Source organism: Streptomyces endophyticus (assembly GCF_035798155.1).
GTDB classification, from domain to species: domain Bacteria; phylum Actinomycetota; class Actinomycetes; order Streptomycetales; family Streptomycetaceae; genus Streptomyces; species Streptomyces endophyticus.
Genome location: NZ_JAOZYC010000143.1, coordinates 24,132 through 37,954 on the forward strand (window position 1 = coordinate 24,132; position 13,823 = coordinate 37,954).

The 13,823-nt window shown below is 70.5% G+C and carries 17 protein-coding genes; 8 read left to right on the forward strand and 9 right to left on the reverse strand.

From position 1 onward, the window contains the following. Nucleotides 1–23 precede the first annotated feature (23 nt). From OKJ99_RS26965 to OKJ99_RS26980, 4 genes are all read left to right on the forward strand, one after another. Nucleotides 24–755 (forward strand): type 1 glutamine amidotransferase, encoded by a 732-nt coding sequence (locus OKJ99_RS26965; protein ID WP_326020155.1) that lies wholly within the window; start codon nucleotides 24–26, stop codon nucleotides 753–755. 177 nt (nucleotides 756–932) lie between these two features. Beyond that, the gene (locus tag OKJ99_RS26970) at nucleotides 933–1,958 is read left to right on the forward strand and encodes a 6-phosphofructokinase (protein WP_326020156.1); all 1,026 of its coding nucleotides are present in this window, start codon (nucleotides 933–935) and stop codon (nucleotides 1,956–1,958) included. Nucleotides 1,959–2,069: 111 nt separating this feature from the next. Further along, on the forward strand, nucleotides 2,070–3,023 hold the full coding sequence (locus OKJ99_RS26975) for a cytochrome c oxidase assembly protein (RefSeq protein ID WP_326020158.1): 954 nt from the start codon (nucleotides 2,070–2,072) through the stop codon (nucleotides 3,021–3,023). Nucleotides 3,024–3,124: 101 nt separating this feature from the next. Next, complete coding sequence (locus OKJ99_RS26980; protein WP_326020160.1) at nucleotides 3,125–3,283, forward strand: hypothetical protein; 159 nt, start codon at nucleotides 3,125–3,127, stop codon at nucleotides 3,281–3,283. A gap of 19 nt (nucleotides 3,284–3,302) precedes the next feature. On the opposite strand, the gene OKJ99_RS26985 is transcribed toward OKJ99_RS26980, so the two are convergent. Next, entirely contained in the window at nucleotides 3,303–3,695 is a 393-nt protein-coding gene (locus OKJ99_RS26985; protein WP_326020162.1) for an SSI family serine proteinase inhibitor, read from the reverse strand. 196 nt (nucleotides 3,696–3,891) lie between these two features. On the opposite strand from OKJ99_RS26985, the gene OKJ99_RS26990 reads away from it, so the two are divergent. Then, on the forward strand, nucleotides 3,892–4,608 hold the full coding sequence (locus tag OKJ99_RS26990) for a lysophospholipid acyltransferase family protein (protein ID WP_326020164.1): 717 nt from the start codon (nucleotides 3,892–3,894) through the stop codon (nucleotides 4,606–4,608). Nucleotides 4,609–4,690: 82 nt separating this feature from the next. Continuing rightward, entirely contained in the window at nucleotides 4,691–5,725 is a 1,035-nt protein-coding gene (locus tag OKJ99_RS26995) for an NAD-dependent epimerase/dehydratase family protein (RefSeq protein WP_326020168.1), read from the forward strand. Nucleotides 5,726–5,740: 15 nt separating this feature from the next. Here OKJ99_RS26995 and OKJ99_RS27000 read toward each other — a convergent pair whose 3' ends face one another. The 8 genes from OKJ99_RS27000 to OKJ99_RS27035 form a co-directional block, all read right to left on the reverse strand. Continuing rightward, a complete protein-coding gene (locus OKJ99_RS27000) occupies nucleotides 5,741–7,357 on the reverse strand; it encodes an alpha/beta hydrolase (protein WP_326020170.1) in 1,617 nt (538 codons plus the stop codon). Nucleotides 7,358–7,506: 149 nt separating this feature from the next. Then, nucleotides 7,507–8,280: an urease accessory protein UreD gene (locus OKJ99_RS27005; protein ID WP_326020171.1), complete on the reverse strand. Its 774-nt coding sequence runs from the start codon at nucleotides 8,278–8,280 to the stop codon at nucleotides 7,507–7,509. Then, the gene (gene ureG / locus OKJ99_RS27010) at nucleotides 8,268–8,945 is read right to left on the reverse strand and encodes an urease accessory protein UreG (protein WP_326020249.1); all 678 of its coding nucleotides are present in this window, start codon (nucleotides 8,943–8,945) and stop codon (nucleotides 8,268–8,270) included. Before ureG ends, OKJ99_RS27005 begins: the two co-directional genes overlap by 13 nt. A gap of 146 nt (nucleotides 8,946–9,091) precedes the next feature. Then, nucleotides 9,092–9,766: an urease accessory protein UreF gene (locus OKJ99_RS27015; RefSeq protein WP_326020173.1), complete on the reverse strand. Its 675-nt coding sequence runs from the start codon at nucleotides 9,764–9,766 to the stop codon at nucleotides 9,092–9,094. Between the two features lie 31 nt (nucleotides 9,767–9,797). Further along, nucleotides 9,798–11,519, reverse strand: coding sequence for an urease subunit alpha (locus OKJ99_RS27020; RefSeq protein ID WP_326020174.1), 1,722 nt, complete (start codon nucleotides 11,517–11,519; stop codon nucleotides 9,798–9,800). Beyond that, nucleotides 11,512–11,823, reverse strand: coding sequence for an urease subunit beta (locus OKJ99_RS27025; protein ID WP_326020176.1), 312 nt, complete (start codon nucleotides 11,821–11,823; stop codon nucleotides 11,512–11,514). The genes OKJ99_RS27020 and OKJ99_RS27025 overlap by 8 nt, the downstream gene beginning before the upstream one ends. Before the next feature lie 16 nt (nucleotides 11,824–11,839). Then, entirely contained in the window at nucleotides 11,840–12,142 is a 303-nt protein-coding gene (locus OKJ99_RS27030) for an urease subunit gamma (protein WP_326020178.1), read from the reverse strand. A gap of 211 nt (nucleotides 12,143–12,353) precedes the next feature. Next, entirely contained in the window at nucleotides 12,354–12,644 is a 291-nt protein-coding gene (locus OKJ99_RS27035; RefSeq protein WP_326020180.1) for a type II toxin-antitoxin system Phd/YefM family antitoxin, read from the reverse strand. Between the two features lie 103 nt (nucleotides 12,645–12,747). Here OKJ99_RS27035 and OKJ99_RS27040 point away from each other — a divergent pair, with 103 nt between their 5' ends. Continuing rightward, complete coding sequence (locus OKJ99_RS27040; RefSeq protein ID WP_326020182.1) at nucleotides 12,748–13,383, forward strand: ATP-dependent Clp protease proteolytic subunit; 636 nt, start codon at nucleotides 12,748–12,750, stop codon at nucleotides 13,381–13,383. A 7-nt stretch (nucleotides 13,384–13,390) separates the two neighbouring features. Next, the gene (locus OKJ99_RS27045; RefSeq protein WP_326020183.1) at nucleotides 13,391–13,699 is read left to right on the forward strand and encodes a hypothetical protein; all 309 of its coding nucleotides are present in this window, start codon (nucleotides 13,391–13,393) and stop codon (nucleotides 13,697–13,699) included. The last annotated feature ends 124 nt before the right edge of the window (nucleotides 13,700–13,823 follow it).

The window sequence follows — 13,823 nt, forward strand, 5'->3', positions numbered from 1 at the left end:
GCGAACAGCGAAGGATCATGAGCATGAGTGACAACAGCCTGCGTCTCGTGTGGGTCTACCCCGACCTCCTGAGCACCTACGGCGACCAGGGCAATGCCCTGGTGGTGGAGCGCCGCGCCCAGCAGCGCCGCCTCCAGGTCGAGCGCTACGACGTGCGCAGCGACCAGGCGGTGCCGACCTCCGGCGACATCTACCTCATCGGTGGCGGCGAGGACCGTCCGCAGCGTCTCGCGGCGGAGCGACTGCGCCGCGACGGCGGCCTCCAGCGCGCGGTGGCCAACGGCGCGATCGTCTTCTCCGTGTGCGCCGGCTACCAGATCCTCGGCCACGAGTTCGTGAACGACCTCGGTGAGCGCGAGCCCGGGCTCGGCCTGCTCGACGTCGTCTCGACGCGCGGTGAGGGCGAGCGCTGCGTCGGTGACGTACTGGGCGACATCGACCCGTCGTTGGGCCTGCCGGAGCTGACCGGCTTCGAGAACCACCAGGGCATCACGCAACTCGGCCCCACGGCGCGGGCCTTCGCCCGCACCCGGATCGGCAAGGGCAACGGCACGGGGGACGGCACCGAGGGCGCCTTCAACGACACCGTTTTCGGCACGTACATGCACGGGCCCGTCCTCGCGCGCAATCCGCAGATCGCCGACCTGCTGATCAAGCTGGCGCTCGACGTGAACGCGCTGCCGCCGGTGAACGACCACTGGTACGAGGAGCTCCGGGGCGAGCGGATCGCGGCGGCCACGACGCAGCCCGCCTGACCCCCTCGGGGCCCTGACCGAGGGCCCTTTAGGGCGCCCCCGCGCCCATGTGAGCAGGCCGGTCCACCAGTCGGACGCCCGGTGCGGACGGGCCCCCGGACGCCGATAAGGTACGGGGGTCCAGCCGGACGGCGTGGTCCGGCCATCGGCCCACGTTTGCAAAGGTAATCCGGGCTTATGCGTATTGGTGTCCTCACCTCCGGGGGCGACTGCCCCGGCCTGAACGCCGTGATCCGCTCGGTCGTGCACCGTGCCGTCGTCGATCACGGCGACGAGGTCATCGGCTTCCACGACGGGTGGAAGGGCCTGCTCGAGTGCGACTACCGCAAGCTGGACCTCGACGCGGTGGGCGGCATCCTCGCCCGCGGCGGCACCATCCTCGGCTCCTCCCGCGTACAGCCCGCGCAGCTGCGCGACGGCGTCGAGCGGGCCAAGGGACACGTCGCTGACCTGGGCCTGGACGCGATCATTCCGATCGGCGGCGAGGGCACCCTGAAGGCGGCCCGCCTCCTCTCGGACGGCGGCCTCCCGATCGTCGGCGTACCGAAGACGATCGACAACGACATCGCCGTCACCGACGTGACCTTCGGCTTCGACACGGCCGTCGGCGTCGCCACCGAGGCGCTCGACCGACTCAAGACCACCGCCGAATCGCACCAGCGCGTGCTGATCGTCGAGGTCATGGGGCGGCACACCGGCTGGATCGCGCTGCACTCCGGCATGGCCGCGGGCGCGCACGCCGTCGTCGTGCCGGAGCGGCCCTTCGACATCGACGAGCTGACCAAGAAGGTCGGCGAGCGGTTCGAGGCCGGCAAGAAGTTCGCCATCGTCGTCGTCGCCGAGGGCGCCAAGCCCCGGGTCGGCTCGATGGAGTACGACGAGGGCGGCAAGGACGTCTACGGCCACGAGCGCTTCGCGGGGATCGCACGGCAGCTCTCCATCGAGCTGGAGCAGCGCCTCGGCAAGGAGGCGCGCCCGGTCATCCTCGGCCATGTGCAGCGCGGCGGCACCCCCACCGCGTACGACCGCGTGCTCGCGACGCGGTTCGGCTGGCACGCCGTGGAGGCCGTGCACCGCGGCGAGTTCGGCAAGATGACCGCGCTGCGTGGCACCGACATCCTGATGGTGCCGCTGGCCGAGGCCGTGGAGACGCTGAAGACGGTGCCGGACGAGCGGTACGCCGAAGCCGAGTGCGTGCTCTGACCACACACCACCTCTGATCACACAGAACTGCCCCCGGCCGAAACATCGGCCGGGGGCAGTTCTACTCTGGGTGCGCACAATCCGTACGAAACGAGCAACAGGAGCCGGCGGATGGATCACAGCGGGCACGGCATGAACATGGATCTGCCGCCGTTCACGCTGGGGCGTGGCCTTGAATGGTCGGCCGACCCCTTTTTCCTCGTCGGCTGCCTGCTGGCGCTCGCCCTGTACGGGTGGGGTGTGGTGCGCCTGATGCGGCGCGGCGACGCGTGGCCGGTGTCCCGGACGATCTCGTTCGTCGTGGGCGTGCTCACCATCGGTCTGGTGATGTGCACGAAGCTCAACGACTACGGCATGGTCATGTTCAGCGTGCACATGGTGCAGCACATGGTCATCAGCATGCTGTCGCCGATCCTGCTCCTGATGGGTGCCCCGATCACGCTCGCGCTGCGGGCGCTGCCGGTGGCCGCGAAGCGCGGCAGCAAGGGGCCGCGCGAGCTGCTCCTGTGGCTGCTGCACAGCCGCTACATGCGGATCATCACGCACGCGGCCTTCACGATCCCGCTGTTCATCGCGAGCCTGTACGCGCTCTACTTCACGCCACTCTTCGACTTCCTCATGGGGTCCAAGGTCGGCCACCTCGCGATGATGGTGCACTTCCTCGCCGTGGGCCTGGTGTTCTTCTGGCCGATCATGGGCGTGGACCCGGGGCCGAACCGGCCCGGCTATGTGATGCGGATGCTGGAGCTGTTCGCGGGCATGCCGTTCCATGCCTTCTTCGGCATCGCGCTGATGATGGCGTCGACGACGATGGTCGGCACGTTCGAGAACCCGCCGGCCTCGCTGGGCATCGATCCGCTCGCCGACCAGACGGCGGCGGGCGGCATCGCCTGGGCGTTCAGCGAGGTGCCCTCGGTCCTGGTGCTGCTGGCCCTGCTCTTCCAGTGGAAGAAGTCGGACGACCGGCAGGCGCGCCGCAAGGACCGGGCCGCGGACCGGGACGGCGACAAGGAGCTGGCGGCGTACAACGCCTACCTGGCCTCCCTCAACGCGCGCGGTCAGTAGCACCATCACGCGCGTGGCAGTAGCGCCACTACCCCGTTACAGGTGAATATGGCCTCCTGGTCGCGGCTCGGACATGGTCCGGCTGCTGGGAGGAGGGTGTGATGCCCGGTTCCACGAAGACGATGGGTGCGTTCACCGTGGGCGGCCTGGTGGCCGTGACCGCCTACACGGTGGCGCTCGGCAGCAATGGGTGGCTCTGGTTCGGCTGGGTGGTGCTCGGTCTGCTCACCGTGGCGATGGTGGCCTCCCGCAGCAGCTGACGGCAGGCACCCGCGGGGGTCAGAAGCGGAAGACGTAGCCCGTCGACGCGTCCAGCTCGCAGGCGTTGCCGAAGGTCTTGTGCCAGGCGATCGCCTTGCCGCGGTACGTGCCGATGGCGGCGACCGTGACCGGGTCGTACTCCTTGGTGCAGATCTGCTGCTCGACCGGCAGCGCGTCCAGGTCGCCGTCCACGGCGTCGAGGGCCTCACAGGCCTCGGCGGCGTGCGGGTGGTGGCCCGAGGGCTGGGGCGCGCAGTTCAGGCGGACACCTCGGACCCAGGTGTTCTCGGAGCCGGAGACGGTGAGGAACAGGCCCCGCGACTGCTCGGGCCCGGCGGTCGCGGCGTGGGCGGCCGGGGCCGCCGCGGCCAGGGACAGGAGCGCGGCCGCGGCTACGTGGACGGAACGCATACGGAAAACCTCCGGTGCTGGGACGTCAGGGTGGGAACAGAGCACCCGCCGGGGCCGCCACCGCCAAGCGGACGCGCCGATCAGGCCCCGGACAGGGCCCGATCGGGCTCTCGCGCCGGCGCTTCCGATTGGTTACTGTGCGCAAACACGCGGCGGTACAAGCGGTCCAAGTGGTTTGTGGGGGAAGGCGATCGGGATGTTCTACCGGCTGCTCAAGTACGTGATCCTCGGGCCGCTTCTGCGGCTGCTCTTCCGGCCCCGGATCGAGGGTCTGGAGCACATACCGGAATCCGGCGCGGCGATCGTCGCGGGCAATCATCTGTCGTTCGCCGATCACTTCCTGATGCCCGCGATCATCAAGCGGCGGATCACGTTCCTGGCGAAGGCCGAGTACTTCACCGGGCCAGGACTCAGGGGCCGCCTCACCGCCGCGTTCTTCCGCAGCGCGGGCCAGATCCCGGTCGACCGCTCGGGCAAGGAGGCCGGGCAGGCCGCGATCCGCGAGGGCCTCGGGGTGCTGCGCCGCGGGGAGCTGCTCGGCATCTACCCGGAGGGCACGCGCTCGCACGACGGGCGCCTGTACAAGGGCAAGGTCGGCGTCGCCGCGATGGCGCTCAAGGCGCAGGCGCCGGTGGTCCCGTGCGCGATGATCGGCACGTTCGAGGCGCAGCCGCCCGGCCAGAAGATCCCGAAGATGCACCGGGTGACGATCCGGTTCGGCAAGCCGCTCGACTTCTCGCGCTACATCGGGATGGACGGCGAGAAGGCGATCCTGCGGGCGATCACCGACGAGATCATGTACGCGATCCTGGAGCTGTCCGGGCAGGAGTACGTCGACAAGTACGCGGCCCTCGTGAAGGCGGAGGCCGAGGAGGAGAAGGCCCGGAAGTTCCCGCGGCTGCCGCTGAGTTGACCTCCCCCGGGTTCCGCGCTCTGCGCTCTGCGCTGAGCAGATTCCGGGGTCCGGGCGGCCCCCGCCCACGTACGGTCCGGTCATGAAGAAGGCATTGGTGATCGGTGCGGCGGGGCAGATCGGGCGGCCCACGGTGCGGGCTCTCGCGGCGGACGGCTGGGAGGTGACGGCGGCCTCGCGCGGTGGCGGGCGGGACGCGAGCTGGTCGGGGGACGTACGGGCGGTGCGGCTCGACCGGGAGGACGGGGACGCGGTCGCGGCGCTCGTCGGGGACGGGGTCGACCTCGTCGTCGACCTCATCGCCTTCACGCCGGTCCACGGCCGGCAGCTCGCGGGCCTCGCCGACCGGATCGGTTCGGCGGTCGTGGTCTCCAGCGCGGCGGTGTACGAGGACGAGCGGGGGCGCGGCTTCCACACGCAGGGGGAGCCGGACGGCTGGCCGCACTATCCGGTGCCGATCCCGGAGACGTTGCGGACGGCGGGGCCCGGGGACGGATCCAGGGCGCGCAAGGTACGGATCGAGCAGGAACTGCTGGCTCTCGGTGACCGGCTGCCGACGACCGTGCTGCGGCCGTCCGCCGTGCACGGCCCGTACTGCCGCACGCCTCGGGAGCTCTACTTCGTCAAGCGGAACCTGGACGGTCGCCGTACGCGCGTTCTCGCGTACAACGGCGAGAGCCGCTTCCATCCGGCGAGCGTACGGAATCTGGCGGAGCTGGTGCGGCTCTCGGCGGCGCGGCCCGGATCCCGGGTCCTGAACGCGGCGGACCCCGACCATCCCTCGGTCGCCGGGATCGGCGCGATGATCGACGAGCTGATGGGCGTGGAGACCGGGACGGTGCTGGTCGACGGTCCTCCCCCGGCGCCGAACGTCGGGGACAGCCCGTGGTCGGTGCCGCGGCCCCTGATCCTCGACATGTCCGCCGCCGAGCGCGAGCTCGGGTACAAGCCGGTGACGACGTACGCCGACGCGCTCCCGGAGACGGTCGAGTGGCTGACCGCGCGGCTGCGGGAGCAGGACTGGGAGAGCGGCTTCCCGAAGATGGTCGCGTCGTACACGACCGGTCTCTTCGACTACGCGGCCGAGGACGCCTGGCTGGCGTCCTCGGCCGCGTAGACCACGACTAGACGGTCACGGCTTGGGGGTGGCGTGCGGCGCGCACGTCACGTCCTTGGCGTCGGTCTCGCCGGTGAGCAGGTAGCTGTCGACCCGGTTGTTGATGCAGGGGTTGGTCAGACCCGTGACACCGTGCGAGCCCGCGTCCTTCTCGGTGATCAGGCGGGAGCCCTTGAACCGCTTGTGCAGCTCGACGGCGCCCTCGTACGGGGTGGCGGCGTCACGCGTGGACTGCACGATGAGGACCGGCGGGAGGCCCTTGCCGGTCTTCACGTCCAGCGGCGTCTGCTGCTTGGTCTTCCACGTGGCGCACGGCAGGTTCATCCACGCGTTGGCCCACGTCATGAACGGGTACTGCTTGTGGAGCGCGGTGTTGTCCTTGTCCCACTTGGACCAGCTGGTGGGCCACTTGGCGTCGGCGCACTCGACGGCCGTGTAGACGGCGTTGCCGTTCTCCGCGGAGGCGTTGCCCGCGGTGTCCGACATGTCGGGGGCGGCGGCGTCGACCAGGGCCTGCGTGTCACCGGCGACGTACTTGCTCCACGTCTGGGCGACCGGCACCCACGAGGAGTCGTAGTACGGCGCGCTCTGGAAGAAGGCGATCAGTTCGGCCGGGCCGAGGACCCCGCCGATGGGGCTCTTCTTCGCGGCGGCGCGCAGCGTCTCCCACTGCTGCTGGACCTTGGCGCGGGTGTCGCCGAGGTGGAAGGTGGCGTCGTTCTTGGCGACCCAGTCCTGCCAGTCCTTCCAGCGGCCCTCGAAGGCGATGTCCTGGTTCAGGTTCGCCTCGTACCAGATGTTGCTCTTGGCCGGGTTGACGACGCTGTCGACGATCATGCGGCGGACGTGGCCCGGGAAGAGCGTGCCGTAGACGGCGCCCAGGTAGGTGCCGTAGGAGACGCCGAGGTAGTTGAGCTTCTTGTCGCCGAGCGCGGCACGGATGACGTCGAGGTCGCGCGCGGTGTTCGGCGTCGTCATCTGCGGCAGCATCTCGCCGCTCTTGTCGTAACAGCCGTCCGCGTACTCCTTGGCCAGCTTGCGCTGGGCCAGCTTGTCCGCCTCGCTGTCGGGGACCGGGTCGGCCTTGGGCGCCTTGACGTACTCCTGCGGGTCGACGCAGGAGATCGGCGCGGAGTGGCCGACGCCGCGCGGGTCGAAGCCGACGAAGTCGTAGGCCTTCGCCATCTTGGCGTAGATCGGGTTCTTGGTCGTCACGCGCGTCGGGAAGCGCATGCCGGAGCCGCCGGGGCCGCCCGGGTTGTAGACGAGGGAGCCCTGGCGCTCGCCCTTGGTGCCGGTGTTGCCGATCCGGTCCACGGCGAGCTTGATCTGCTTGCCGTGCGGCTTCGTGTAGTCGAGCGGCACGCTGACCCAGCCGCACTGGATGGGCTTGGCGATGCCCCAGTCCGCGGGGCAGTCCTTCCAGTCGATGCCGGCCTTCGCGGCCTTGGCGGCGGCGAGGGCCGCACCGCGCGCCTGGAGGTCGGCGGTGCTGCTGCCGGACCTGGGGGCGTCGGCCTGGGCGGCGGGGGCGCTGACCGCGCCCGCTATCAGCGCGGCCGCGGCGAACGCGCCCGCTGAGCCGATCACCGCCTTCCGGCTGCCGCGCGCTGTCTGTCTGGTCCGTCTCAAGTGGGGCCTCCCGCACATCGATTCGATCCGTACGTCGATCGTGTTGCTGATCGGTACGCGGATCCTGACGCGTGCAGTGCCCCTGACAACAGAGACAGCGGGCGTTCTTTACCAATCCGATAAACGGTATGACCCGCCCGGTGAGCGGTTCAGGCCAGTCGGGCGAGCGCCTCGTCGAGCATCCGGCGCAGCCGCAGGGCGTCCGGCGCGACCGCCGTGACCAGCACGGCGGGGCCCGCGAGGGGCGTGAGCGCGGCGGTTCCTGCCTCGTCGAGAAGCGCGGCGGACGGCTTGTCCGTCTCGAACTCCGGGCGTACGACGACGAGTTGGCCGAGGGCCCGGTGGCCGGCGAGGACGGCGGGACCGTCCCAGCCGCCGGGCGCGCCCGGGCCGCAGGCCAGCTCCTGGTCGAGCAGCGGACGCCCGGCCCGGTACACGGTGAGCCGGCTGGTGAGCCGACCTGGCTCCTCCGCCACACGCCCGAGCACCTGCTCCTCGCGCAGCACGAGCCGCGCGCCCGGAGCCAGTTCGGCGCGCGTGGTCACCCGCAGATCGCTCCCGCCCGCCGAGATCAACTGCTCCGGAAGCCAGTCGAGGCGGGCCCCGTCCGCGACGTCGAGCCGTACGTCGTAGCGGGCCTCGTCCTTGGCCTGCCCCGGCAGGGCGATGGTCGCGGCGATGGAGCCCACGTGCAGATGGGCGCCCTCGTCGGCGCGCGCCTGCACGGTGAGGTGGTCGCCGCCGAGCGGGCCGCTCATGGCGCCGACGAGCATGACGCGGGCCTCACCGGCGCTCGCGCCGCGCGTGCGGCGCAGCGCGAACGAGCCCTCGCCCTCCAGGACGGGCAGCGCGGTCCCGCCCCGCACGTCGCCGCGCGCGACGATCCGGGCGGTGGACCTGACCCCCGCGCTCACGCGGTCCACGCGGCGAGCTGCGCCCGCGCCCAGGTCGCGACGTCCCCGACGCCGACCTCGGAGCGCAGGGACTGCAGCACGACGGGGAGTTCGGCCCGCGCCTCCTTGGCGTCGGCCTCCATCCGCGCCAGGTCGGAGCCGACGTACGGGGCGAGGTCGGTCTTGTTGATGACGAGCAGGTCGGCGGTGGTGACGCCGGGGCCGCCCTTGCGCGGGATGTCGTCGCCGCCCGCGACGTCGATCACGAAGATCTGCGCGTCGATGAGGCCCTTGGAGAAGGTGGCGGTGAGGTTGTCGCCACCGGACTCGATGAGGATCAGGTCGAGCGGGCCGACCTCGTCCTCCAGGTCCTCGACGGCCTCCAGGTTCGCGGAGATGTCGTCCCGGATCGCGGTGTGCGGGCAGGCGCCGGTCTCCACGGCGGTGATCCGCTCGGGCGGCAGCACGGCCTCACGCAGCAGGAAGGCGGCGTCCTCGCGCGTGTAGATGTCGTTCGTGACGACGGCGAGCGAGAGCTCCTCGCGCAGCGCGCGGCAGAGCGCGGCGACGGTGGCGGTCTTGCCCGAGCCGACGGGCCCACCGAGCCCGATGCGCAGCGCCCGCCGGGTGCCGTCGGGCCGACGGGCGTCGGCGGATACGGCGGAGGCTTCGTCGTGGGTGTGTCCGAGGTGCATGAAGATCACGACTCCAAAGAGATGATTCACCGTTCCGGCCGGCATAGCCACCAGCCGTGGTCGACTGGCGTCACCAGCCCGTCCGGCGATTGAGGACAAGGGGGTCCGGGGGCGAAGCCCCCCGGGGTGCGGCGGGCCGACGTCACCTAAGAGGCGAACAACCGCACGGGCCAGGCCGCATGCGCCTCGGCCCCGATCTCAAGCAGCGGCGCCGACCCGGCGGGCAACGCGTCGACCCCGAGATCGACCGCCCGCCGCGCCGCTTCCACGGCGTCCGCGACCACCCGGTCGACCTCCGGCGCGAGCCGCGCGAGCACCCCGGTCGCGTCGAACGGATCGAGGCTCAGCAACCGCACCACGGCGGTCGCGGCCCCACCCACCCCTTCGTACGCGGAGCAGTACGCGGCGTCCTCGGCCCCGAGCCCGGCCGCCCTCGCGGCGAGCCCGAGCACGACGGGCTGATGCGCCCCCTTGGGGAACCGCCGTGCCAGGGCGTCGAGTTCGGGATGCGGCCAGGTGGCGCGGGCGGCCCGCATCATCTGCCGCCCGAGCTTGCGCGCGACGACCCGCAGCGCGACCGACGGCGTACGCGCGTCGGCGGCCTCGTCGAGCACGACGGGGTCGATGCCGAGCGCCGCCGCCGCGGCGAGGGCGGCGGTCACGGCGCCGCTGGTGTGCAGACGGCCCCGGCAGAACGCCTCCAGGCTCGCCGCGTCGGTGATGCGTCCCGCCTTGACGGCGGCCTCCGCCCCGCCGGAGTGGGCATGCCCTCCGGCGGGGAAGCGGCCGTCGGCCAGGATGAGCAGCGCGGCGCGCGTCATGATGTACGCACCCGGCCCGTACGAGTCCGCATCAGAACAGGAAGTACCGCTGCGCGAGCGGCAGTTCGGCGGCGGGTGCGGGCTCGACGAGCTCACCGTCGATGGTCACGGCGAACGAGTCGGGGGCGACCTCGACGCGCGGCATGGCGTCGTTGTTGACCATGTCGACCTTGCCGCGGCCACGCGTCGAGCGGATCGGCACGAACGACCGTCCGAGCCCGAGCCGCTCCGGCAGCCCGTCCTCGATCGCCCACTCGCTGGTGAAGTTGACCGAGTTGGCCTGGGGGGCCTTGCCGTACGCGCCGTACATCGGGCGCGGCAGCACCGGCTGCGGCGTGGGGATGGACGCGTTGGCGTCGCCCATCTGCGCGTACGCGATCTGTCCGCCCTTGACGACGAGCTGCGGCTTCACTCCGAAGAACTTCGGGTCCCAGAGCACCAGGTCGGCGAGCTTGCCGGTCTCGACGGAGCCGACCTCGTGCTCGATGCCCTGCGAAACGGCCGGGTTGATCGTGTACTTGGCGACGTAGCGGCGGGCGCGCGCGTTGTCGGCGCGGGTGTCGCCGGGCAGGAAGCCGCGGCGGCGCTTCATCACGTGCGCGGTCTGCCAGGTCCGCATGATGACCTCGCCGACGCGGCCCATGGCCTGCGAGTCCGAGGACATGATCGAGATGGCGCCGAGGTCGTGCAGGATGTCCTCGGCCGCGATGGTGGTGGGCCGGATGCGGGACTCGGCGAAGGCCAGGTCCTCGGGCACCGCCGGGTTGAGGTGGTGGCAGACCATCAGCATGTCGAGGTGTTCCTCGACGGTGTTGACGGTGTGCGGCCGGGTCGGGTTGGTCGAGCTCGGCAGCATGTTGGGCAGCGACACCGCGGTGATCATGTCGGGCGCGTGCCCGCCGCCCGCGCCCTCGACGTGGAAGGCGTGCAGCGTGCGCCCGGCGACCGCGTCGAAGGTGTCCTGGACGAAGCCGGCCTCGTTCAAGGTGTCGGAGTGGACGGCGAGTTGGACGCCGGACTCCTCACAGATGTCGAGGCAGGCGTCGATCACGGCCGGGGTCGCGCCCCAGTCCTCGTGGATCTTGAAGCCGATGGCGCCGCCGCGCAGCTGGGCGCGCATGGACTCCTTCGACATGGTGTTGCCCTTGCCGAGGAAGCCGATGTTGACCGGGCTGTTCTCCATCGCCGCGAACATCCGGGCGAGGTGCCAGGAGCCGGGGGTGATGGTGGTCGCCTTGGAGCCCTCCGCGGGGCCCGTGCCGCCGCCGACCAGCGTGGTGACGCCCGAGGCGAGGGCCTCGTCGAACTGGGTCGGCGAGATGAAGTGGATGTGGGTGTCGATGCCGCCGGCGGTGACGATCTTGCCGTTGCCCGCGATGACTTCGGTGTCCGGACCGATGACGAGGTCGGGGTGGACGCCGTCCATGGTGTCCGGGTTGCCGGACTTGCCGATCGCCGTGATGCGGCCGTCGCGGATGCCGATGTCGGCCTTGACGACGCCCCAGTGGTCGATGATCACGGCGCCGGTGATGACCGTGTCCGGGGTGCCGTCGGCGCGGGTGGCGCGCGACTGACCCATGGACTCGCGGATGACCTTGCCGCCGCCGAAGACCGACTCCTCGCCGGAGAGGCCGGGCCCGCCGGAGCGGTCCTCCTCGATCTCGACGAGCAGGTCGGTGTCGGCGAGGCGGATGCGGTCGCCCACGGTAGGGCCGAACAGGTCGGCATAGGCCGCACGGGACAACTCAGGCATCGAGGGCACCTCCGGTCTCGCCGCGCAGGCCGGTGACGATGCGATTGCCTGCGATGGCTACGAGTTCGACGTCGACGGGAATGCCGGGCTCGAAGCGTACGGCGGTGCCCGCGGCGATGTTGAGCCGCTTGCCGCGGGCGGCGGCGCGGTCGAAGTCGAGGCCGGGGTTGGCCTCGTAGAAGTGGTAGTGGGAACCCACCTGGATGGGGCGGTCGGCGGCGTTGAGCACCGTCATACGCAGGACGTCGCGGCCCTCGTTGTATACGACCGGTTCGTCGGCGAAGAGTATTTCTCCGGGAATCATGACTGCCGCTCCCCCGTCAGACGATCGGCTCGTGGACGGTGACGAGCTTGGTGCCGTCCGGGAACGTCGCCTCGACCTGCACGTCGTGGATCATCTCCGGGATGCCGTCCATGACGTCGTCGCGGGTGAGCAACTTGCGGCCGGATGCCATGAGTTCGGCGACGGTGCGCCCGTCCCGGGCGCCTTCGAGAATGTGCGAGGTGATCAGCGCGACCGCCTCGGGGTGATTCAGTTTGAGACCCCGGGCCCGACGCTTCTCGGCGACGTCGGATGCCACATGGATGAGCAGTCTCTCCTGCTCGTGCGGGGTCAGTTGCACGAATCCACCTCACAGTCCTTCATGCCGGACCGTGCGGGCCCGGCTGCCGCGGCCACCGCGACGGGTCTAGATGTAACACACAACAAAGGTGCACATCCGTGCGGACCCTGCCCCGAAAAGCGGCCGATGACCTGGGACTGGAGGGTAATTGAGCGGAGTTTCAACGGCGTTAACCGACGCTTGACCGTCTTATTGCTGAACGCCGACCGCGCTACCTCATCTCGGGGCCGCGGTGCTCGGCGGCAATACCGAACCTTTGCTGTTCGCCGGGAGCGGACGTCAGGGTGCCAATTCGTGACACAGACGTGATCACCGGTTCATCCACGGCATCTCCGGCGGACTCCCCCATCGCCTCGAGTCGCTCCAGGTCGGCGGCCGAGACCAGGGCGACGAGCGGCTTCCCGTGCCGGGTGACGACCACGCGCTCACTGCCGTACACGACGCGGTTGATCAGGTCGGCGAGCTCAGCCCTGGCTTGCGTCACCGGAATCTCGTAGGCCATGCTCACCATCGTACGTCATGTACGTCCTGTACATTTTTACCGAACCAGGTAGTGAAGCCAGGTAGTGAAGCCAGTCCCTGAAGCAGCGCCTTGAGGAGGCACCATGACCCGTCCGTCCGGCCGCTATGTCCTGCCCGAGTTCACCGAGCGCACCAGTTCGGGGAGCCGCACCCTCGACCCGTACTCGAAGCTCCTGGAAGAGCGCATCGTCTTCCTCGGGACGCCGATCGACGACATCTCGGCGAACGATGTGATGGCGCAGTTCATGCACCTCGAGTACCTGGCGCCCGACCGGGACATCGCCCTGTACATCAACTCCCCGGGCGGCTCGTTCAGCGCGATGACCGCGCTCTACGACACGATGCAGTTCGTCAGCTGCGACGTGGCGACGACCTGTCTGGGGCAGTGCTCGTCCGTCGCCGCCGTGCTGCTCGCGGCGGGGGCGCCGGGGAAGCGGATGACGCTGCCCGGCGCGCGCGTGGTGATCGACCAGCCCTCGCTGCCCGAGCCCGCCCAGGGACAGCCGAGCGACCTGGAGATCTACGCGAGCGAACTCACGCGCATGCGCGACCAGTTGGAGGAACTGCTCGCCCAGCACAGTGGGCGCTCCAAGGAACAGGTCGGTGCCGACATCGAGCGGGACACCGTACTGACGGCGCAACAGGCCCTCGAATACGGCCTGGTGGACCACGTCGTGGAGAACCGGACCGCCACTCCGTACTCCCCCGGCGCGAGGTGATCGGCCGATGTATCCGCCCGAACTTCCGCCGCTGCCCGCGATGACCCGCGCCGAGTGCGAGCTCGTGGACCGCTATCTGGAGGTGGTCGACCTCATCGCGCGGATCAACCCGGCCCGGGGCGACGACACCTACAGCGGGCTGCGCGCGGCACAGGCACTGGTGAGCCGGGCGACGGAACTGCGGGACGCGCTGAACCTGATGCACCAGAGGGGCGAGAGCCGGGTGCACGCCGGCACGCTGGCACGGGCACTGCGCGTTCTGGACGGCGAGCGGCGCACCCAGCGGGTCACTTTGCCATCAGAACCGGTCAGTTGAAGTCAGGGACCGCTCACCGTTCATCCCGAACCGCCACGCCGCGATCCAAACGACCCGGATGGGGTCCCCCGTACGGCCTAACCTCCGGTACGCCAATGAGCCCGGCAAAGTTGCGCCCGAGCCG